Origin of the sequence: Nafulsella turpanensis ZLM-10 (assembly GCF_000346615.1) — a bacterium.
In the GTDB taxonomy this organism is placed as follows: Bacteria; Bacteroidota; Bacteroidia; order Cytophagales; family Cyclobacteriaceae; genus Nafulsella; species Nafulsella turpanensis.
The window spans coordinates 24,847-47,879 of the sequence record NZ_ANNU01000021.1; the positions used below are offsets into that span (position 1 = coordinate 24,847).

At 46.8% G+C, this 23,033-nt stretch carries 15 protein-coding genes; 2 read left to right on the forward strand and 13 right to left on the reverse strand.

What is annotated here, in order from left to right:
- Positions 1-135: 135 nt before the first annotated feature.
- The 13 genes from F752_RS0109880 to F752_RS0109940 form a co-directional block, all read right to left on the reverse strand.
- On the reverse strand, positions 136-501 hold the full coding sequence (locus tag F752_RS0109880) for a hypothetical protein (protein ID WP_017731570.1): 366 nt from the start codon (positions 499-501) through the stop codon (positions 136-138).
- Positions 502-631: 130 nt separating this feature from the next.
- Positions 632-1,687: a trypsin-like peptidase domain-containing protein gene (locus F752_RS0109885; protein WP_017731571.1), complete on the reverse strand. Its 1,056-nt coding sequence runs from the start codon at positions 1,685-1,687 to the stop codon at positions 632-634.
- Positions 1,671-2,354 (reverse strand): OmpA family protein, encoded by a 684-nt coding sequence (locus F752_RS0109890; RefSeq protein WP_017731572.1) that lies wholly within the window; start codon positions 2,352-2,354, stop codon positions 1,671-1,673. The genes F752_RS0109885 and F752_RS0109890 overlap by 17 nt, the downstream gene beginning before the upstream one ends.
- Positions 2,351-3,763: a hypothetical protein gene (locus F752_RS0109895; protein ID WP_017731573.1), complete on the reverse strand. Its 1,413-nt coding sequence runs from the start codon at positions 3,761-3,763 to the stop codon at positions 2,351-2,353. Before F752_RS0109895 ends, F752_RS0109890 begins: the two co-directional genes overlap by 4 nt.
- 14 nt (positions 3,764-3,777) lie before the next feature.
- Positions 3,778-5,031 carry a hypothetical protein gene (locus tag F752_RS0109900; protein WP_017731574.1) on the reverse strand — a complete coding sequence of 418 codons (1,254 nt, stop codon included), beginning with the start codon at positions 5,029-5,031 and terminating at the stop codon, positions 3,778-3,780.
- Positions 5,021-8,455, reverse strand: a complete 3,435-nt coding sequence (locus F752_RS0109905) for a hypothetical protein (protein ID WP_017731575.1) — start codon at positions 8,453-8,455, stop codon at positions 5,021-5,023. Before F752_RS0109905 ends, F752_RS0109900 begins: the two co-directional genes overlap by 11 nt.
- 131 nt (positions 8,456-8,586) lie before the next feature.
- Positions 8,587-10,023 (reverse strand): hypothetical protein, encoded by a 1,437-nt coding sequence (locus F752_RS0109910; RefSeq protein ID WP_017731576.1) that lies wholly within the window; start codon positions 10,021-10,023, stop codon positions 8,587-8,589.
- A gap of 137 nt (positions 10,024-10,160) precedes the next feature.
- Positions 10,161-10,559, reverse strand: a complete 399-nt coding sequence (locus F752_RS0109915; protein ID WP_017731577.1) for a hypothetical protein — start codon at positions 10,557-10,559, stop codon at positions 10,161-10,163.
- Between the two features lie 3 nt (positions 10,560-10,562).
- Positions 10,563-11,888 carry a hypothetical protein gene (locus tag F752_RS0109920; protein ID WP_017731578.1) on the reverse strand — a complete coding sequence of 442 codons (1,326 nt, stop codon included), beginning with the start codon at positions 11,886-11,888 and terminating at the stop codon, positions 10,563-10,565.
- Positions 11,889-12,315: 427 nt separating this feature from the next.
- The gene (locus F752_RS0109925; RefSeq protein WP_017731579.1) at positions 12,316-12,969 is read right to left on the reverse strand and encodes a hypothetical protein; all 654 of its coding nucleotides are present in this window, start codon (positions 12,967-12,969) and stop codon (positions 12,316-12,318) included.
- Between the two features lie 37 nt (positions 12,970-13,006).
- Entirely contained in the window at positions 13,007-13,195 is a 189-nt protein-coding gene (locus tag F752_RS0109930) for a hypothetical protein (protein WP_026135646.1), read from the reverse strand.
- 617 nt (positions 13,196-13,812) lie between these two features.
- On the reverse strand, positions 13,813-18,840 hold the full coding sequence (gene porU2 / locus F752_RS0109935) for a putative type IX secretion system sortase PorU2 (protein WP_017731581.1): 5,028 nt from the start codon (positions 18,838-18,840) through the stop codon (positions 13,813-13,815).
- On the reverse strand, positions 18,833-19,921 hold the full coding sequence (locus tag F752_RS0109940; RefSeq protein ID WP_040664515.1) for a putative type IX sorting system protein PorV2: 1,089 nt from the start codon (positions 19,919-19,921) through the stop codon (positions 18,833-18,835). The genes porU2 and F752_RS0109940 overlap by 8 nt, the downstream gene beginning before the upstream one ends.
- A 253-nt stretch (positions 19,922-20,174) precedes the next feature.
- Between F752_RS0109940 and F752_RS0109945 the strand changes: the two genes are divergently transcribed.
- Together F752_RS0109945 and F752_RS0109950 are read left to right on the forward strand one after the other, a co-directional pair.
- On the forward strand, positions 20,175-20,525 hold the full coding sequence (locus tag F752_RS0109945; RefSeq protein WP_017731583.1) for a PadR family transcriptional regulator: 351 nt from the start codon (positions 20,175-20,177) through the stop codon (positions 20,523-20,525).
- A gap of 7 nt (positions 20,526-20,532) precedes the next feature.
- Positions 20,533-23,019, forward strand: a complete 2,487-nt coding sequence (locus F752_RS0109950) for a PspC domain-containing protein (RefSeq protein WP_017731584.1) — start codon at positions 20,533-20,535, stop codon at positions 23,017-23,019.
- The last annotated feature ends 14 nt before the right edge of the window (positions 23,020-23,033 follow it).

Below are 23,033 nucleotides of genomic sequence, written 5' to 3' on the forward strand. Positions count from 1 at the left end.
CAGCTATGAAATGTTATGAAAAGAATATGTTTTTTTATTCATATTTATGAGAATGAAATGCTGTTGTCAAAAAAAGAAGCCCATGGTCTTTACGGCCATGAGCTTCTCATATATTTTCTTTGCTGCTTTTTCCGACTAGAGAAACTTATTATAGTTTTCCTCATCTAACCAAAATTCCCTACACCTGCCAATCTGCTCATCCAGAAAGCTATCGCTTCTTTTGAGGTCTTTCCACTCGCCGTAGCCCAGCTTTTCGCAGAGCTTAAAAAAATTATCGCCCTGCCCTTTTGGTTTAATTTTAACCAGGGAACTTAGGAGCGGCCGGCCCTCCTCATGCTCTTCGGTGGAAATTTCATTTAGAATTTCTCCCAGCATATTCTTTTCATGTGGGATGTCGAGATTCAGGCCCAGGTTCATCTGCTGGATAAGACTGGGATAGGAAATTGGTGAATCTTCAAGACGAACAATTTGAATTAACTTTTTTCTGATTCTGTCATTCATGTTTTTGCAGGCAGTTTAAACAACAAACAGCAGGGTTTTCCGTACACTGTTCATTTATATAACCTCCTGAAAGCCCAAAAAGTTTAACAAAACCTTATTGAGAGCGAATGACAGGCTATTTTCGAAAAAGCTAAAATCCTAAGAGCTTGATACTCATGGCAAAGTTACAGCTTTCGCAATTGCGTGCTTTATAAGTAGCTACTCCTACTACCTCTCCGTCCATGTTCATTACCGGGCTTCCGCTACTGCCGGGAGAGATGGCTGCATCTATCTGTATCACTGCCTCCTTTTCGCCCTGGTCGCGGATGGCCGAAACAATGCCACGGGTAATGGTGCTTTCAAGCCCACGCGGATTTCCCAGCACAAAAATATCGGTTCCTTTCCGCGGTACCTCCTCAGCTGCCGGCAGGTAAGGGTAGGTTTCGTTTTCCCCAAGCCCTACCCTGAAGAGGATATAGTCAAACTCTTTATTGCTCTCGATGATTTCCGTTACCTGATAGCGATTACCATTTTTCGTGCGAATCATCCATTTTACGGCATCTTCAAAAACGTGGTAGTTACTAACGGCAAGCCCATTCTCTTCAATAAAGAATCCGGTTCCCTGGCTTACGGTACGGCCTTTTTCATTGCGTCCCAATACCAGAAAAACCGCCTGCTCTGCATAAGCTACCAGGTCTACGAAGCTTTTAAACTCCGTTTTTGGCTCCATAGGTGGCAGGTTAGGCTTAAATGTCCGCTCCTTAAGGGGGCCGGAGTAAGGCATATTATCTTCGACAGGCTGATTGGCTGTAAGAGTGCTGTAATCGGAGAAAGCCACCAGACTATCGGTAAGGAATTTATCATTAAGGGAGGTAAGTCCGTCGCGAAGCATCATGGCATTTAAATGATTACCGGTTTCGGTCATCACATAAGCCCACACTTCCTCGGTACCTTTTTTTACTTCAGGATAATTACTGCGGTCGAAGACCAGCTTTACCTTCCGGTGCAAAACTTTATGTTCGAGATACTCCTGGCTCTGTCGGTTAGATTCCACCCCAATCAGGTGCACCTTAAGTCCGTCTTTCAATACAAGGGTATTGCCATCTTCTATCCCTACCACCAGGTGGGGAATGTCTTCATAGCCTGTATTACAGGCACTTAACTGAATAAATACTACAAATACAAAGATTCTACAGATCCACTTCATGCTCTCCACTTTCCAGTTTTCCGGTTTTAGGTACAATTTGTATTAGGAAGCGCTTGTTCTTACCCTCATTCTCTTTACGTGTATATCGGCCTGTTCCGTATATTCCACTGCCAGAAATAATGAGCTCAAACCTTTCTTTCTCAAAACTAATCCCATTCTCCTTCCATAGGTTTACCAGTGCCAGTGCCCGTTTGTAGCTGAGCAGATAGGTGTCCCGGATAAATTGTTCGTTCTGATTTCTTTGTGAGTTAACAAGATCTCTTGCTGCCATTCCTTCAACGATGACAATATACTTAATATCTGGCTCACTTTCAACGCTTTGCTGCCCCACCTCCTGCAGTAACCCTTGTAAGTGTTTGCCTGCTTTTATCAGTTTTTCACGGTATTCCGGCGATATTTCACTCTCCCACTGGTCGAAGTAAACCGGCACTTTCAGCTCATATCGCTCGTTTTCTTCCTGATAGTCAAAGTATTCGCTTTTATCCAACCTTTGTAAGGCCAGCTCCAATTCTTCAATATTCTGATAGCTGGTCACGTACTTTTCGAGCCGTAATTCTCTGTCCTGAAACAACTTAAAACTCAGAACAAAGAGCACCAGCATTACAGCGAAGAGCACCGTCATCAAATCCGACAGCCCGGGCCAGAAGAAGTCCTGCTCTTTTTTCATGGCCTGCCCTGCTTACTCCACACCCGTTGCCACCAGCTCTTCCGGTCGTTCAACTGGGCCACCTGCCGGTTAAGTTCCTGTATTTCTTCCAGGAGTCCCTGGTGGATTCGGCTGTCCTGGTTAATCTTTTTCATGAGGTACTGACTGGTTTCCAGCAGCATGCGTGAGGAGTTTTGGGTGGTATTACTCATTTGTTCCACTTCCTGCTCCATTTGCTTAATAGGCTGCAGTTGCTCGGCAATTTTCTCGTACACACTCTCCTGCTGTAAGCGCTTGAAATGTTCGCGTAGTGCTTCGCCGGCATCCTGTTCCTCTCTCCTCAAAATCTGGAGACGTTCCTGCACAATTTTGCCAATATCGTCGCCTGCCTCAATAAAATGTTGCTGTATGGTATTCGTCAGGTCCTGCATCCTGTCCTGATGGGCTGTAAGGTAACCTACCTGCTTACGAAGGAGCTCTTCGTTCTGCCGCATATAAGCCTGCATATCGTCGATTTGCCTGAGGCGCTCCACCACTTCCCGAATATCGCCTGCTGCTTCCCTTCCGAGCTGGAGGCTTTCATTCAGACTACGCTGGTAGCTGCCAAATTCCTCAAAAAGAGCTTTATTTTCCTGTATCTTCTCGAAGAACTGCAGGTTAGCTTCCGTAAGCCTGCTGTAGCCGGAGCTTTCCAGGGCAGTAAGGAATTTCTCCTGCACCCCAACATAGTTGCTCAGATTGGCAAATACTTCTTTAAAGTCGATAATCTTCTGAAAGAAGTCTTTATTGAACTGGTCGAGAACAGTACGGAGCCCTCCCAGACTGCTGGCCATATCCTGCTCGAGGGCGGGAAGCAGCTCCACCTGCAGAAAGCTTAGATAATCCTGCTGCCGCTGCAGGGCCTGCTGCCGCGCTTTTCGAAAATGATAAGAGCTTAGAAGGGTAAACAGCAGACCCCCGAAGCTACCAGCCATCGCCACCATTACTCCGGTTAAAAAGCCCTGTATGCTGTCTTCCGTGACTCCCGCTTCCACAATGGCTGCCAACCCCAGGAGAATACCTAAAAAAGTACCAAGTAAACCAGTATACAAGGGCGTGGTCAACTGCCCGGCGGCGGCTGATTCCTCCCGCTCCATCGGCCGCTCTCCCAGCTCTTTCAGCATCTGGAAACTGGCCGCCCCTCCCCTGTTTTTCCGCAAATAAGTGTTGGAATCGTCGAGCGTTTGCTGGAAGGTCTCGGAAGCTTCAGCTGCTAAAAGCTGCTCAATGGCAGCAGACTCATCGGGATTAACTTGCTCCGCTACTACTGATAAGTGGCTCCGCTCCGGATAAAGCCGGGCCAGGGCAGCTGCTTTTTGCCTGTTCTTCAGGTACAGTCCAATTTGTACAGCTAACACCAGCAGAATGAGCAGTATTTCGAGGTAGAGCATGCCAGCAGGGCGGTTTATTCAAAACTTACTTTTACTTTCTTTTCAATTTGCCAGAGGTTCCCTTTTTTACGTAGCTGCCCTTTCTCCAGGTTCCGGACACGGGAAGGATTTTCCTCCACCTGCCCATATTCACAGGCTTCCTCAAAAAAACTCAGCCCGTTTTGCATGGCATACTTTTGCACTTCATGGTCTTCGGTTACCCAAAAGCGGGCCTCTTCCGGCCGGTCGCTCATTAACTGAATAGTATAGATGCTATCGGGCTGAAGCTGAGGACTAAGCTGATTGTGATGGAAGCCTCCTTTAAACGGAAGCTTATCATAATACAGGCCAGCCGGCCCATTTCTGGATTCTTGGTGATTTTCTACTGCAGGGCGGGGCTTTTCCTGCTCTACGGGAGATGATGCAGGCTTCGGCTGTGAGCCCTCTTCCTTTGAAGCAGAAACAACCATTCTCTGCTGTTTTGCCTTTTGCTGCTGCCGGATTTTATCAATTTCTTTCCGAACTAAGTGAGTTACCTCTGCTTCACCCAAACCTGGCTCAGGAATCTTCACTTTCTTTTTCAGCTGGGCTTCGCTTTGCCGGGTAAGCGAGCCTATTTCCTGCTTCCGGCGCTGCATTCTTTGATTCAGCTCTTTCTTCAGCTGTTTGTTCTGCCCCCATAGCCAGCCCGAGAGTGCCAGGGACAATCCAATTAAAAGCCATTGAAGTAGCTCAGTCCAACCCCATCCTTCCTCCAGCTCAGCTTTAGCTTCCTCCACATTGGAGCTTTGCATTTCGGATTCTCCAGGAGGTACAGTAACTCCTTCATCAGCAGCCCCGGCTATAGATTCGCTGAATACTTCCGGCTGAGCAACAATAACACTTAATTTCTGCTGAAGCTGATCGACACTTTGCAAGCGCGCCTGGTTTCCTCTCCGGCTGCTCGAGGCTTTCAGCTTCTTACTTATTTCCTCTACCAGCTTCCCCAGTTTTGCTTCAAAAGAAGTATAGCCGGCATAGATGGCAGGCTTTTCAACAGCTTCAAAAAAGGTATAGGTTTCCAGGTGGTTAGGCCGGAGACTTTGCCTGAACTGTTCCCAGTTTAGGCAATTGAGTCCTTTGAGCAGGCTGTCTGCCTTATAATCCTGGTAAATAAACTGCGCTGTTTCGCACCAGATTTTCAATTTTGCCTGGCGGTACTGCAGGCTATCCAGTGGAGCTTGGGCAAAACAGCTTCCGGCCCAAAGGCTAAGAAAAATGACAAAGCCCGTTAATCGTTTAATCGGCATAATGCTCCTGGTAAAGTTCTTTAGAAAGTTCGTATAAACTGTGCTGCAACGGATAGAAAAACAAAGTTTCTGCCAATGGCCTTTCCTCCACGTTCTTCTGTTCCTGCAGGCGGTTAAGGCCGAGATTCATGCTATCTTTTAACTTTCGGCTCAGGCTCTCGCGGAGGGTAGGCAGGTCGGCTTCGATGGCAAAAACGTCGAGGTAGTCGGTTATGGCGGCATTGCTCAGCACCAGGTCGAGGTAATGCTGTACATTCTCCAGTACCTGCCCTACTACCTGTTCATCTGCCTCTTTCAACCTCACTACATTCTTGCTGATGTCGGTATGCTGCGGATCGCCCAGCAGTTTTATGGCCCCTACCTCATCGAATCGATGAATATCAGGGTTATAAAACACTCCGCCGTTGGCTGTTGCTTCTTTAGGCTTGCTTGCCTGTATCATTTTAAAATTAGCAGGCACTGATTTTCCCGTCACCTCCTGCAGCAACAGCCCCGTCAGGCGCTCCAGCTGGCTCAGGTTACTACCCCCGGTTAGGAAGTTCAGGTAAAGACTTCCTTTGCCGCTAAAGGTAATATAGCGGGGGATAGAAAGGTCAAGTTCCTTCATCATCTGGCCACAGTGGTAAACCAGCGCAGTATAGTGCAGGTAGAAGAGGATGCGCATATGGCGGGCGCGAATGAAGATATTGTTGTACACCTCCTTATCAATATTATTGAATATCTCGTTGAAGGCATCGGAAGAACTCTTACTGATAGACCGGGGCTTGAAAGGCTTATCGCTTAACTTCTTATACGTTTGCAGAAAGCCGTTATCCATGCCGGATATTTTATTGAAGCCATCGCCCCAGAGGGCATCGCCCGCAAAACGGAATGAAGAACCCATGGCTGGCTTCTGATCTACAAAAAAGAGCACATCAGTAGAGCCTCCTCCTATATCAATATTGAGCAGATTTTCGCCCCTTGCCGGTACTACTTCGCCGGCTGCCTGCAGGTAGTAGAAAGGAGCGGCCGATTCCGTTAGGTGGCCCGGCTGGCGGTTAGTGCGGAAAATGCGCTGGTAATGGGTATTCCACTTTTCCTGAAACTGGTTAAAGGCAAAAGGCTCCAGGCTCAGAGGCGCGAACCACACCAGGCGGGTTTTTTCGATAATGCCGTCGTTTAGCGCCACCTTATGCTTTATGAGTCGCAGGAGTTCGCTAAAGAATACTTCTATCCGGTCATTACCCTTCTTGTCCAGATCGAGACTCCACTTAATGTTGGTTTTATAGCTGGTGTGCGAAGGCACTTCGAGTTCCTTGTTGATCCCAAAGCCAATATTAATATTCCCCAGCATATCGGTCGGCTGCACGATAAAGTCGCTTACTTCGCAGGTAGCCGTACGAATAGGAAAACTCACCTCTGCACCACTAAACTGTCCGCCAATCAGGTAAGGAATAAACTCGCGGTTAACCACCGTATCTATTTCCATCGCTCTGTGCAGGGAAGCTTTTTTAAACTTCTGAATAGGCTGCAGTCCGGGTTCACTGGCAGGTTTATTGAGCATGACCAGTTGCAGGTCTTCTTCCTCTATAGAAAAGGGCTGTGGAGCGGTATTTTGCCCCACCGTATAGGCAATATGGGTATTGGTGGTACCAAAGTCGACCGCAAAGGTATAGGTTTTAGTACCCGGACCAATTTCCCGCCATTTCGGAATCAGTACCCCTTTTACAGGATCTTCTGTATCGCCACTCATCGGGTGCAGCACTTCCATATAGTCGAAAGCCGTATTAAATACCTCGTAATAAGTCGAACCATAATTGGCTTCGTCCTTGGAAGTACGCCGGGTTTTACGAACACCGCTCACCCCTTCGGTTTCCCGTAGCGGCTGCTCGTTCTGGTAAAAGCGAAGGTCGTAATCCTGGAAGGCAAGGGCGCCATTCCGCTCCAGGTCTACCAGCATTACCTTATAAAAATCGTTGTATTCCTGCTCAGCCATTTTAAAGAATGGAAAAACGCCCAGGCCAAAGGTAGCCTGCACGATTTTACCTTTCTTTTTAATGATATTCCCTTCGGCATCCTTCGGGTTCTGCGGGTTCTCATAATAGGTTTTCTCCAGAATCATCTGTCCTCTTCGCACCGGCACAGAGAGCTGTACCTTTACATAGGCCGGATCGATGATAAAGGTCAGGTACTTATCCAGGTCCTTATAGGAGAAGTATTTGAAGAACTCCTTACGGACAGGCAGCAGGTAGTTAAAGTGGAACAGGCGGTCTTTTTCGGCTCCATTCTGGTACTGGACTTTTCCATAGTTAAAACGAGGGCTGTTAAGCTCGTAAGGAAGCTCCAGCAGGTAGTCTTCCAGGAAGTCGCCTACCGTCAGGTAAGGATATTTATCGGAGAGGCCGGGCAAAATACGGCTCTCCAGCGGGTAAGGGTCTTTTACCGGTACGGGAGTTTCCTGCTGCCAGGCACCTGACACATAATTCCAGCCGGGGTAATTGCCTTCCTTCAGAAGGAGCGGCAAACGGTTCTCCGCCACCTGTTTCTCCGGCCGGAGTACGAAATCACTCACCGAGGCAATATTAACATTATCGACCGGAGCGGTAGCCAGCTGTACATCTTTAATAGTTACAAGGCTGTTACTGTCGTCGAGCAGGGGCATAAATTCCTGCATAAAGTTATTGGCACCGTAATCGGAATTGAACTGCAACTCATTGAGCTGATTTTGCAGGGCCGGCGGGGTTTGCTTTTTCGCGAGCGTCAGGTATTCGTACAATGCCTTGCAGGAAACCTTTAGCGATGGATAGGCACCAAACAGCTTATGCAGATAAAGCTGGAAACCTTCCGGACGGTCATAAACAGGCACCGGGGTCTCAAAAAGTCTGTATCCTTTGCTGCTGTTAAGATCAACTCCGCTTAATTCGGGCAGCGTAAAGAAAAGGGTAAACGGGCTGGTACCGGCAATAACCTGGTAGTTGTAGTAAATCAGGTAAATATCGGTAAAGTTGTAGAAAGAGCTTTCGGGCCTGCGGTAATCAAGGAAAAGAGAGAGCGTATGGGCCAGCAGCTGATGTTGCGGGTTATCCTTCATCTGCTGCAGCTTACCATCTATATTCCAGCGGCGGATGAGCAGTTGCTTTTCGGCCTGCCGGAACTTACTGAAATTGTACACCAGCTCCAGCACATCGAGGCATTGCGACACCATTTTGTGGTAAACGGTATTATCGCGGAGGTTGGCCGCCGGGTCGTTTACCACAAACTCAAAGGCTGTGCGAAACAGGTGCATCCGGGCCAGTGGCGTAGGAATAGAAGTGCTCACCTTTTTGGCTCGCCCTCCGGATGGGTCGGATATATGTTGAATGAGGCTGCTGTCTATCTGGATACTCTGCTTCCATCCTTCCAGGTCGGTCGATGCGTTGGTATGTAATCTGAGAACTTTGGCCATATCGTTTTTCAGTAAAGAATAAAAATTAGCAGGCAGTAAGAGAAATCTGGAGCCGCAAAGCTTTTTACCTGCACCCTCAACTCATTTCTTATGAGCAGCTACTGCCATCGTATACAAAACCCCTTTAATACTCAAAGGGCCGGTACTTTTTCGTTAAAGTAGTCGTCGGTAACCTTGTAGAACATTTGCAGGAATTTCCGCCGCTGGTCTGCTTCGGCCGAAAGGCTTTTTTCTTCCTTATTCAGCCTTACTACAAAACCATCGTGCGTAATTCCTTTCTTCAGCCAGCTATGGCTCACCGCTTTGTCTTTTACGAGCAGGTTCAGGTTACTGGTATTCAAATCGAAAGGCATAAACCTCCGGCTGTTGCGCGACAGCTCGTGCAGCCATGCATAAAAGCCCCACTGCTTATTTTCAAGGAACTGGCGAAGTTCTTTATGGAAGTTGTCGTTGGCAAAGGCATTGTCCAGCCCCAGCGCCTTATAGTAGTTCTTTCCTTTATCCTGATGAATAAAATCTTTATAATACTTGGCGAAGTACTTAAACTGTACCAGCTGTTTACCTATGCGCTGTTTTGTTTCTTCGTAAAGGTGGTCAAAGGTAATTTCCCGCGCATCTTCTTTTAGCCCATATTCATGGTAGAGGGTTGGGCCGGCAAAATCTGCCTCAGGATATTCCATAAAATCGATAATGGCCAGTGCCGACAACAGCTCCACAAGGTGGGCATTGTTTTTTTGACTGGCACCGCCGGGGCGGTTCTCGTATGGCGTATCAGGGTTATCTGCAATATAGTAGAGGGTATCGAGGCCCTGCAGGTTATTTTTGTAATACGCCAGGGCATCGCGGGTTTTGGTAACAAAGGTATTGGAATCTATAGCGCTTTCATTATCTGACTGCAGCCCGAAATAAGGTTGTACCGTAATGGCCCCGATAATGGCAGAGGAAATATCACCGGCATTCTGCAGGCCGGAATCCGGGTTTTTAAGGTTCTTGAGCAGCAGCGGAAACCCGGCAGCGCCCGTTCCTCCAAAAATGGAGCTGATAATAAAAATGCGGTCGCCTTTTCGAAAGTTATCGGCAAAATACCGGATTTCAGGAGAATCGAGCAGTTTATTAAGTACCACACTTCCTACATTGGGACTGCCTTTAAAGCCGATGGTAAGCGGGCTTTGCAGGTTATCCTGCGTATACAGTAGCTGCATCAGGCTTTGGGTGTCGGGGTCCATTTCATTAAAATGAATGAACTCCTTAAAACTTTGATTAATGCCCCCGAAGTCAAAGGTAAAGGTGTCTTTAATTTTTCCTTCGCCGCTTTCCTCTATATCGGCCAGTTTACTGATATCCTTTTTAAAGAAGCCGCTTTTATCGCCTGCCGCGGTATGCAGGCGGCGATAGCTCTTCAGCGCTTCCACAGTCCGGTTTAAGTCGGCATTCTGGGTATCGGGGTCGATGAGGATAGGCACCACCTTATCGCAGTTAACATCAACGCCAGCGGCCATGAGCATGGCAAAAGAGCGTAAAACTCTTGCCCCGGTTCCTCCAATTCCAAAAACAAATAATTTAGCCATAGAATAGTCTTGAGTAGTTAGTCTTGAATCATGGGTAAAGAGTGGCAGCCTTTTACCTGCCCCGCACACTTATCCAGCCCTGACCCCTTCATTTCTAATTCTTAAATTTTAATTCTGGATTCACCATTCTATCATTTTTAAAAAGGTGTATGAGCGGCATTATTCGACTTCCATTTTACCGCCATCGAGAACAATAAAAAGAAAATGGCACTGTAAAGAGCATTAGCCGCTGCAAACCAGTATATGTAGGAATCGGGCGTTGCTTCATTAATTCGGCAATAGTAAACAGCATAACCAAAAGCGATGGCCGCGTTAATCAGCAATATTGCCAGCCAGTGATACCAATGGCTAAAAACGGCGGTCCGCATAAAATGATTCAGGAGGTAGTAATAAAGAATTACCATTCCCATGGTAATGAGCAGAAGCGTAATTCCTCCTACATCCGGAAATATATCGTTCCGGTACAAAGGGGTTTCCATGGGTGGCTGTGGCCGTCCAATAATCAGTTCATACAGGAATCTGAATATATCCTTCATAACTTATCGACTTAAATCAATAGTGGTTGAAACATTAAAAAAAGTACCCTCCTGCTCTCTTACTGCACGCCCGGCTCCATCAATGATAGCATTAAGTGAGTAGGTTTTAGGCCCCTCTTCCTCTATTCGGCTATCATTTTCTGTGGTGTACTCTCCCACCCAGGGTGGAAGGGAGTTTTCGAGTTGCAGCTGAAGGTTAATGTCGCTGTTCCTGTCGTAAACCTTATCCACCACCACTGTTACGTAATGCGAGTAACAGTCGATCAGCTTTCGGTCTTTATTATTAATCGTTGCCTGGGTTAAAAATGATGCGCGGTCATATACCTCTTTTACCCGGCCTTCGCCATTCTCTACCTGTAGCTTCAGGTGTTCTTCCAGGTATTCGGTACTCCTTACCTGCCCGGGCAGCCCATCCAGCATCAGACCAATGGTATATGTCACTCCTTCTTCTTTTATTTCCTGCGGATTATCCAGCTGAATGATCTTACCCTCGCGGTCTGCAGGATACCAGCCTCCTTCTCTTCCGGAACCTGGAATAATACCATAAGGAGTATTTATTTCTGCAAAGCCCAGGTGAAGCTGTTCAGCAAAACTATTCCGTATAATCTCCTGGTTCACCATTCTTACTTTCTCTTCCGGACCCATTACCCAGATGTAGTAAGGCACTTCTGTTTCGCAGCAGGGCGTTATGGGCCGTACTCTTCCTCCGGGGTTCTCGCTGGCTGCCGGGTAAAAAGTACCTGCAAAGTCAGACTTGAGGGCGAATACCGATACAACGAAGTTTTCGTTCTCTACCTGATTAAGGGCCCTTCGGATATCATTGGCAATAAAATCGCGATCGCGGCTATTGGGGGGCGCATAAATAAAGTCAGAAATGAACAGGCTTACCTGGTCCTCACCCGTAAAAGATTCGGCAATATCTCTCAGCAGGCCAGGAATAGGAGTACTGGAGCCTGCATTTTTAAGTCCTCTGCGTAGCATTTGCACAAAGCGGCTGTACACTTCTTTATAAATTTTATCGCGGGCCGAGTAGTAGCGTAACGTACGGATATCATTGCCTTCCAGGGCCTCTGCATTGGCAAGGAGTTCATCGATTTGCATTTGAAAATTCGTTTGCTCACCACTGCGGCTCGGCATAAAGCCTGCCATACTACCACTGGTTTCGATGATAATGTTGAGGGTATCGACTTTCTCGGCTACCTGTACATCCGGTGCGGACGGGCAGTCAACCACTGTTTCAATCTGCCCGTCTTCGCTGGTTCCACAACCCGCAAGGGCAAACCAGCCAAAAAGAATTATTAAACAGGCACTACAGTTTTTTCTGTTCATGCAAGAGGATTTGAGGAATTTTAATTTATTCTTAACATAACTTAAAAACAAGCCGGATTATTGCCTTTCCGCCCCTTTTAAACCCAGAGATAGCAGACTTAGTAAAAAAGAAATTTCGGAAAGCTTTCACCTAATAACATGGCAATTTTTTTCACCTGGCCGTTATTTGAGGTTATTTATCATTCGCTTGTAATACAGGAAAATTACCAGCTAACCTATCTAACCCCAGTCCGATTGAAATGTTCGTTACAGGGGACTGCCTTAGCAGCTAAACATAGAAATGGATAAGAAAAGCTAAAAATCCAGCAGAGCTACTGCAAAAAAACTTTCCCCTGTCAGTCTCAACTCAAGCTGAAAGCAGAAGCGCCGCCTATTGAAGCAGTTTACCTTAAGGAAAGCAAGAAGAAACGTATTGTGGAAAGCAGTCCTAAACCAACTCCTGATAGCGGTTATGGATTTTCATGGCAAAGTCATCAAAGCGCTCAGTTACAGAAACGAGGCGGCTGCTATATTCTTCTTCCGTAATATATCCTTTTTCTTTCAGGTTGTTTAGGCCTTCCACTGTTTTAGTAAAGCCCCTGCACAGGTGGTGGTAATCGTAAACCATTCCGTCATACTCTTCCTTGTAATTTACATTCCGGTTAATGTAGTTATTCTTTATATAACGGATCAGCAGAGTAAAAGCAGTTATGATGGAGACGAAAATGGTAAGTTCTTCAACTAAGGAGGTTATATCCTCGAAAGGTATTTTATTTAAGAGGATAAAAATCCAGTAATACACCGACCCCAAGGCCAGCAGCTTGGTGGCATAATCTTTACGGGCAGCGGATAGGTACCAGGCCGTGGAGGTAAGTACCATGCAAACACTCTCGCCAAGCGTCCAGACGAAAATCTGGAGGGAATCATAATAAGGTGCCGAAATGGAAGGGTCTATAAACTTCCAGCTGATGTTTAACAGCGGAATAAAAATAAAGACAAGGAAAGCCAGCAGGAGCTTTCGCTTGTCTTTTAATAAGTAGGCAAAGGAATACTTAAAATCCTTTATAATATAGGTAGGCTGTAATGTCAGGGCTGTTTTCATACACACATATTTACCCTGTGCCCTGCTGTTGCAAAAACTATTCGCCGGAATCGGACTCTTCATTTGTAGAATCCTCTACATATCCGGGAGGTAACTTAATTTTACTTTTAGGAGGCATCTCAGTTAAGACCTCCTGAACAGTCAGTTCATCCATCTGGTCTTCGCATGCACCAAAAAGCACAACAGCAATAAGTGCGGGCACTAAGAGTTTAGCAATCTTTTTCATTTTCAAGGTAGTTTAGTTGGGTTAGTTATTTGTTATTCTTTTCTGAACTTTAGCACGCAGGTCATAAAAGGGCCTGTTTCAGCAATTACCGAACGATGTAATTATATAATCCTTCTTTTTTAACCATCACTTACATGGCACACCAGACAGCTCGCCTACTGTAAGGCGCCAGCTGGCAAAACAGCCAACGGGGGCTTGGTATAGACAAAAGTGTTTTCCTGTGCCCCATAAAGGGAAAATAGTACTTTTATATTTAACCGTCTGAATATAAAATGGGTCCTGAGCAGGAAGAAAACGATTAAATTATCACCTCTTCTTTCATGGAACTAACATACGTAATTTAAATTTTAAATAAAAAAATTATTTTATTTAACATATGAATTGTTACTATGTCAATACATGGAGTTTAACCATTGTTATGCTTTAACCTGCCAAAAACGAAACATTCTTAAAATCCGTTCTCCACTCCCCACTAATAATTTAAAGGGTTGCTCAGCACCTTTTGCTACAGAATTGATGGTCCTTTTCCTTTATTCCTGAGGTTTTAGCTGAGGGAGAGAAAAATAAAGACATAAAAAAACCCGCAGGTGCGGGTCATTTAAAAGTATTTGAAGCTTTTAGCGAAGCAGGTATAACTTTCCAAAGTCCTGCTTAAAGGCTTTATCGCCCTTAGTTGCCCTGCTTTCGAAATTATCACCGCTATGACGTATAAATACTTTATACAGATAGACACCGTTGGCCAGCTGATCGCCCCACTCGTCGCGGCCATCCCAGGCAAAATCGGTTATATTATGCCCAATCCTGATAGGCCCAAGCTCCTCCATCAGTACTTCCCGCACTACCCTTCCATCTACCGTCATAATCTGAATTTTTATATCATCCGGTACCTCGCTGCCGGTGAGGGTAAAAACAAAGCGTGTGGCAGTTGAAAAAGGATTAGGATAGGGATAAAACCGCGTTATTGTTGACTCTGTAATTACCTCAAAATTAATACTGTATGGTTCCTTTCCGGCACGGTTTCCACTGGCATCCTCCGCCTGTATCTGAAGGGTATACATCCCATCGCTCAGCGCTTCCGGCTCAAATTCAATGCGGAAGCTTTCATTTTCCGTGGCAGGCTGCCAGCGAACTTTTGAAGCGGCCAGGTCCACTCTTTCAAACGCACACCCTTCGCACTCTTTTTTCAGATAAATATAAACACCAGTTGTATCCTGCTTTAGTTTAAACTTATTTTCGTCGCGCAGAATTATACTCACCAGGGGCGTAGGACTTACAATAGCACCATTGGTGATGTACAAACCATCAAAGGCCACATCAATAATTGGCTGCAGGGTGTCCTTTCGTACACTCAACATACCACTCACACCCACCCGGTTATTATTATAGTACATTTCGGGGACAATCTGCGGATTCACCTGCACGGTAAAATCATTCAGCCCATACCAGGAGTCGGTGCCTATAGGCATACTAAAATAAGTAGTATCGGAAGGGCCGGGAGCCGTAACCTGCATTTCAGCTTCTTTATTTTTCTGCTGGTCATTATTGGAGAGCCGATAGTTTACCTGCAGGGAAGTATCGGCAAAGGTTCGGTCTGAAATATTTATAAAGCGGAAAGCCGGATGATACTCCTGCCCTTCCTCCAGTTCAGCATGGAGCGGAAGGCTGTCAGCTGGCAAAAGAACCCCTTCCGGCAGGGGAGAGAATAGTACCTGCCAGTATTTTAACTGCGGAGGAGTAAATTCCACTCCATCTTCAACATCTAATTTCAACTTCAGGTAAGGATACTGCCTGGCATCGATCGACAGAGGAAGCGAAGACTGATTTTCATTTACCACAAACAGCGGTTGTTCCTGCATTTGCGCATTTACTCCTATTACCTGCAAGCTAAAGCGATCATTTACCTCCGATGCCAGCAGACAGGCCAGCTCCCGCCAGTCAGCCGCCGGTCCAATTAAGTCCGTAGTAATTGTTGCCTGCTGGGCCTTTCCTTCCATTATATGGTCCAGCCGAATTGTTTGCTCTGCTGCAGGTGGACTATCTGTTCCTTTTTGGGCGTATACCTCCACCGCACTTCCTGCCGCCATTCCTTTACGTCCGAGCATAATAAAAGGCTCCCCATCGGCCAAAGCAGCCACCTCTTCCGGTGTAGCACCCAGGCTCAGTAATTGGTCCTTTACCGAAGAGGGCCATAGTGTATAATTAACACTCCCCATTGAAAAGAGCAGCACATAATGCCCTTCCGGAACATCTGCCAGGTATTTCTCCAGATTATACCCATCGTTATTGCCATAGACAATATCCTTTTCAATAAAATTATTAACTATTTCCGGGGCCCTTCCACAGCTCTCATCATTGAATACTCCCCCATGCAGGGCAATCAGGGGCTCCAGGTTTTTATTGAAATGCACTGCATTAATTGAATTAGAACGGCAGCTACCCCGTAGCGTACCCAAAATATACCCTACCTCATCTATCTTTAATTCTACCTCCTCAACAGCTTCTGCCGGCGCCTGGGCACCGACAGTAATTACCTCTACATGGCGGCGGATATTATTAAACGTCCACTTTCGGTTTTCTGCCACACTAATATTTTTCAGATCATTGTGGCTAAACTGCCTGCTGTGCCGCTGGGTCCAGCCCTCTTCACCTTCTTTTATATAACTGAAGGAAGAGCGCACCCACGAAGTATCGCCCTGTGCCAGTTTTGTTCGCCAGAAGTAGGTAACAGAATCTGTACTTCCTCCTGAAACCTCAGAAAGACCAGCTTTAAAGTTTATTAAAACATCACCCTGCAGACTGTACTTTTGCAGGGAGCTACTATTGAAGGTCCCGCTCGTATCCATCTCCAGCAGGTATTGATTTCCTTTACCGAATAAATCCGTACCCTGGAAAAACAGCCGGGCCTCAGGCTTGCCTACAATAGCATATTGGTGGGGCAACAGGTTAATCGTTCCTCCAAAATTGAGCAAAACCTCCAATGAGGCCTGATTATTAGTATAATTGATCTCGGGAATTTCAGATTCGGGGTTCAGCTGTACTGAAAACTGGTACATCCCGGGTTTACCCAGCGATTCAGATTGAATAGAATAAAAGAGCGTATCCCGGTAAAAAGGGGCTTTAAACTTTTTACTACTGACTAAAGTGTTATTGCTTCCCTTCTCCTGAATTGTTAAACGCACTTCCATGGAGTCGAGGTATACCCGTCCAAAATTTTGAGCAATAATGGCAACAGCAAAGGAATCGGCAGAAAGCTTTACCTGTTCCCCGGAGTAAGAATGGACATAGAGCCGGTTATTATCTATTTCATAATCTGCTTTCTCTACTCCGAAAAGACGAACAGCCGGATCGCCCTGCAATACCATTTGTTGAGCCTGTGAAATCGCAACGGGGGTTAACTGCCCTTCGGAAAGGAACCTCCGGATGGCCTCTGCCTGGATTTTCCCAACCGAGGCTGCAATGTAATTGGTATCGGCATAAGCAGTCTGATAAAAGTTTTCTGTATACCTCCTCAGCATATCAGTATACCCTATTCCGCTATGGGCTATAAAGCTATGCGCTCCTCGTCCGGCGGTTAAAGTCCAGTCCTCCCCAAAAGTAGGATATTGTGAGGTTGAAAAAATGTCGCCTGCATCGCAACCGTTTACCAGAATGCAGGGATATTTCCCTTTATTCCGATAACCGGAACGATCATCCGATACATAACCTATTTCCATATCCGACAGGTAAGGCCCTGAATGACCGAAAAACGTCACCAGCCCCACTCCCTGATTTACCTGCCTGGTGATATCTATTTCCTGCACTACCACATCGGCGTTTTTAGAAACTGTTTCCACATGCCCGCCCAGGTAAGGCCCCTCTGCTATATTCTCGAACTCTTTTAAATACCGCCTAAATTGCGCTGCCTGACTTTCACTGGCACCACCGCTGAGGTGTACAATATTTTTACGCCTGGTATCAGTTAGTGGACTAGCTTCCATTTCTTTTACCTTATTCAGGTAATTGGCTACCTCCTGAGGGTTATGAGCACCAATGCGGCCTACAGGAAAAGCTGGCATATAGCCTAAACCTTTTAGCTGGGCAGTAAACGGAATATCTCCGCCAGGATAACCGAAGGTAGGTACCAGGTCGTGGTGAGGGCTGGTCCAGTTTGTACTTCGATGGTAGTTATAGTATACGTCCAGCGCCTTTCCAATCAGAAAGAGATAAGCCGGCTCCCCACCATCAGCCATATAAGTAACTAATCTGCGAATAGCCACAGGGCTGATTTCGCCATAAGAAAACTGGTTATACAGCTGATCCATATTGACCAGTAAAGTATCGAATCCTCCTCCTTCGGCCGAAGCCCGGTAGGCTGCATAGGCTTTTACCGGGTCAGGATAACCACCCGCACCCTTCCGCAGGCTGGCATGTGTAACAATTAAATAATTGTGCCGGGCAGCCTCAATTTTCCTGAATGAAACCTTACGGACTGCAGCCGGTTTTACTTCCACACCCGAAAAAAGTATTTCTCTTTCCGTAGCGCCAGGAGGAATAATGGCTGCCACAGTACTGGCATCGAGCCTTTTTAAACCTATCTGGATAATGTTTTCTGGCGAGCTGACATCAAATGCCTTAACACCACTCGGAACATTTTTTACCTCAATATACCGCCTGTTGCCTGTGCCAGCCGGAAGTCGAAATATCTTTTCATATGCTCCCTGCATATCCCACACCTGGGCATAACGGAGCCTGGCAAATGATACTGAAACTCTTTCTCCGGCATCGGTCGCTACTCTTACGACCGACTGGCCGCCCGAAAGCATGTTCCAGTTAAGCTTTTCCTTTAGCCGGTAATGACGCCCCCCGTTAAAACTCGCCTGATGAAGGCCTTGTAAAGAGGAAGCTGTTGCCCCGGCCAGTACGTCTATCGTACGATCCAGGTTATTGCGGCCCTGCAGTAACAGCTCCAGTTCCGGTGCCGGGCCTGCACTTACTATTCCGCTCAGATTACTAAAAGTTATATCCTGCGTTTGCCCGTTACTTATAACCGGACCCGTAAAGCCTTCGCCATAGTCGCCATAGGTAAGGTAGGTTTTGAATTCCCCGGCATAAGGATGCACCAGGCCGGCCGAATAGTCATTCGTATACAGGAGCAGTCTTTCTTCGAAATGAAAAGGTTCCGGGGATAAGCCGTAGGTATTATTCTCCGAGAAAAAACCCATTCGCTTACCGGCCTGATTTGTTAAGTTAAAAGTCAGGAAATAAGCAGTAGAATCGGAGTACAAATTATAATGAGTATGAGGCTGCGCATCGGCAGCAAAGTAAAGTTCTGCATCCTGTGCTCCATCATTTTTTTGTCCGTAAAAAAGAATATAGTCTGCAGGATCAAAAATAAAGTTACCCTCTCCCTCCACAAAAATAGCCTGCTCTTTACCACGATGGAAAAGCTGAAGGTTACGCGGGTTCACTGATGAAACCGGAAAACCGGCGGCCTGCAAGTCCTGGTAACTGATCCTGTAAATCCCTTCCTGCCCAACCGGTATTTTTACGTACTGCTGGTTGTAGTTTATCCACTCATTACCGTGCAGCTGTGCCTCCACAGCTAAAGGCAATAAAAAGAGCCCAAGGCAAAAATACAGAAAGAGCGGACGCATAAACTTACTCATCTTTTTTATCCAGGTTAACCTTTAGGGAGAACACATGAGAATAGGGAGCCGAAGACTGGTCTGCGATATCCGTCAGTGCATAATCAATTATTACCTTGTGCAGTCGAACCCCTATTCCCCCATTAGGGCGAAAAGTGGTGTATTTACTACCGTCGAAGTCTTTCAGCTGCTGAAAGTGACCTATGCCGGCACGTAGGTAAACAAGATCCTGGTAAGCAAGTTCCATTCCCAGTTGGGGCTCAGTAGAGGCTACATCTGTTCTGATCAGCACATTTCGTTTACCGTCGAAAGTGGTAACCAGATCCATTGCCAGAAGGCCACTAAAATGCTCCGAAAAGTAAAACTTCCTGGCAAAGCCAATTACTGCCCGTGGAAGAGTAACTTCCAGAGAGCTTTCCGGAATTTCGTTGCCGGTCTGGCTGTACACATCCTTTAACAGTTCGGAATTATAAGTCCAGGCATTAAAGGTGGTGGTAATATCGCGCAGCATGAGACCAAATGACCAGCGGCCAAGGTGGTACTGCGCCCCGGCATCGAGCCCGAAGCCCCATGCATTGGCAAACCTGCCTACACTCCTGTGCACCACTTTTGCATTTGCTCCTAAGCTAAGCCCTTCCATTAAAGACGATTCCCGTGCATACGAAAAAAGGAAGGCATAGTCGGCAGCGGAAAAGAAACGGATATTATCGTAATTGAGCATTCCATTGGCATCGAACAGGAAGCGGGTATCGGGAATATCGTCGACCCCGAAGCGGATCAGCGACAACCCTATTACACTGGAAGAATCAATTCGGGTTGAGAAGCCGGCATAATCGTACTGGGCAATGCCGGCAAAATACTCGGCATGCATCAGCGACAGGCTGTAATCATTATAGATCGACAGCAGGCCAGCCGGATTCCAGTAACCGGCCGTGGCATCATTTACCAGCGCTACCTGTGCATTGCCCATCCCCAGCGCCCTGGCGCCTACTCCAATCGCTAAAAATTCGTTGCTGTACTTAGGGGCAATGGTCTGGGCAGAAGCCTTGCTCACCCACAATAACCCCAGCCACAGCAGGATAACTATTTTTTTATAATTCATGGAAATAGTATAACCCAACAAACATAGCCAATTCACTGGTTTTCTGCAATTTAATCAGCTACAATAGCAAAAGGAGGTAAGAAATTCCATCTTTTTACCTCCCAGACCACCATCCACTCATCATTTTCTGGCACCGCTCAAAGCTCGAAAACACACTACTAAGTAATAACCAGTTATAAGCAGCATACAGTACCTTGCAACGCACAGTACCTTTTTATATATTTGTATTATAAGTTATTAAAATTATACGCTTATGAAGCTCGAAAACACACAGGTGCAAATGCGAAAGGGAATCCTGGAGTATTGCATTCTTCATATTATTTCGCGGGGCGAAGTGTATGCATCCGATATGCTGGAAGAGCTCACCTCTGCCAGAATAATGGTAGTGGAAGGAACGCTTTACCCGCTGCTTACCCGTCTGAAAAAAGCAGGCCTGGTAGAGTATAAATGGGTGGAATCAAATTCAGGCCCTCCAAGAAAATATTATACCATCACTCCCGAAGGCACTACCTTTCTGGATCAGCTCAGCACAACATGGGCGGAGCTTTCAGCCTCCACGAATAAGATCATCAACCACAGCAACAACAACACCACAACAAAATAATGCGGCTATGAAAAAGAACATAAGCATTAATATCAGCGGCATCATATTTAACATCGAGGAAGATGGCTACGACCGCCTTAAGCGTTACCTGGATGAGATTAAACGCTACTTTGCCACCTACGACGATACCGGTGAAATAGCGGCCGACATCGAAAACCGCGTGGCAGAAATATTCCTGACCAAGCTTAACCCTCACAAGCAGGTAATTACTGCCCTGGACGTGGACAGCCTGATTTTACAAATGGGGAATGTTCGTGATTTTGAGGCCATCGAAGAGCCGGAAGAAACCACCTACAACCACAGTTACGAACACACCTACACCGGCTCCGGAAGTACAGGAGCCGGTGCAGCAAGCGCCACTGCTACTGCAGGAAGCCGCAGACTGTACCGCGATGGCAGTCGCAAAATTATTGGCGGTGTAGCCGCGGGCATTGCGCACTATTTTCGCATCGATGCCTTCTGGATCCGCCTGCTTTTTCTCATCATCCTGCTGGACCTCTTCATTTCTTTCTCCTTCAGCTCTGCCCTGCTCATTGGCTATATCATCCTCTGGATTGTGGTACCGGAGCGCTTCGACCTGGCGGAAGACCGGAAAATGAAGAAAATGTTCCGCAACCCCGACGATAAAGTAATTGGCGGTGTGGCCAGCGGACTGGCAGCTTACTTTGGCGTAGACCCTACCCTCATCCGCATTTTATTTATCCTGCTGATATTCCTTGGAGGCACCGGCCTTATTGCCTATCTGGTCCTCTGGGTGATTACCCCGGAGGCCATTACCCTTACCGACCGTATGCAAATGCAGGGAGAGCCGGTTACGCTTTCGAATATCGAACATAACATAAAAAAAAATTTAAATGTAAAGGAGGGTGAGGAAAATGCAGTGGTTAAAGTACTGCTTTTCCCCTTCCGCCTCCTGTCAGCCATCTTTTCGGGCGCCGGCAGGTCCCTGAGTCCGCTGATTAAGTTCCTGGGCGATGCCATCCGGGTTATAGCAGGCGTTGCCCTTATCCTGATGGGCTTTTTCTTTCTCCTTTCGCTTATTGCAGGCTTTAGCTTTGCCGGTGGCTTTTTCCCTGAGGTGTATCTCGACTTATTCGACCTCCGCTTCCCGGCCATGATTGCCAGCGAAACAGTCCCTACCATTACACTGGTGGCCGGTTTTATCTCTCTTTTTATTCCGGGACTGGCCGCCATCTTACTGGGGATTGCGATTATTGCCAAGCGCTGGCTCCTCAACACTGCTGCCTCCTGGATCATCTTTGCCCTTTGGGTCATCAGCCTTATTACACTTGCTGTTACCATTCCGGCTTTGGTGGCCGACTTTAAAGAGCGCAATTATTATGAAACAGAAACCACCTTTATGGCCGACAGTACTGAAGCCATGTTCCTGGTGCTGCAAAATGAAGATAATATGGATGCGGACGATGTGGATTTAACCATCAAGGCAGGATCGGGAAATGAGTTAAGAATGACTCAGCGCTTCTACGCCAGAGGTCGTACAGAAAATGCCGCCCTTGCTATGGCCAAACAAACGCGCTACGAGGTAGACCAGCAGGGCGATACCCTCCTGCTCAGTCATCACCTCGAGTTACCGGATGAAGTTCCTTATCGTGCTCAGGAACTAGATATAACCCTTTACATGCCCGTGGGGCAGAAATTTAAAATGGATTACAGCCTGCGCAGAATTTTATCCTACACGCTTACTCCTGCCGGCCTTAACGTGAGCGATCTCAGAGGAAATCCCACTTTTGTTTTTAATGAAGATGAGGAACTGATTTGCCTCGACTGCCCTGAAAGAGAGGAAGAGTGGCGCCAGCATTCCGGCAATGAGGAATGGAGAGGACAGGAAACCTACGAAGGAGCCGGAGGAGATTTTATTCGCGAAATCAATGCCCGGGATTTCCAGGAAGTGTCGGTGGGCGATGACTATGAGGTAATTTTTACACAGTCACCCAATTACAGCGTACGCTTGGCAGGAGATGAGGATGCCGTAAATACGGTGGAGTTTGAGCAGAACGGAAACAGTATCAGCTTTAAAAATTCCATGTCCTTTTTCGACTCAAATAACGGAAAGGTCCGAATTTTCATTAGCCTGCCAGAATTGAGAGAACTCGACATGGGGGGCTCCAGTGAAGCCCGGCTGGAAAGCTGGAAGGCGCCACAGATGACTGTCGACCAATCCGGCTCTTCCGAAGTATGGCTGGAAGGAAAAATAGATCAGCTATCCGTCGATATGAGCGGAAGCAGTGAGCTGGAACTGCGCGGGAGGGGCGAAATGTTAGAAGCCGATCTTTCAGGAAGTTCCACCTTAAAGGCCTTAGAATTTCCCGTTCGGGAAGCAACCATAAACCAGAGTGGCTCCAGCGAAGCCAAGGTGACCCCCGGACAGCGGCTGGAGGTAAATGCCAGCGGCGGAAGCCAGACCAGCTATACCGGGAACCCCCAAACCCGCATCAACAAGAGTGGTGGTGCAGATGTGGACAAGCTGGATTAAAACTGATTGAAGCT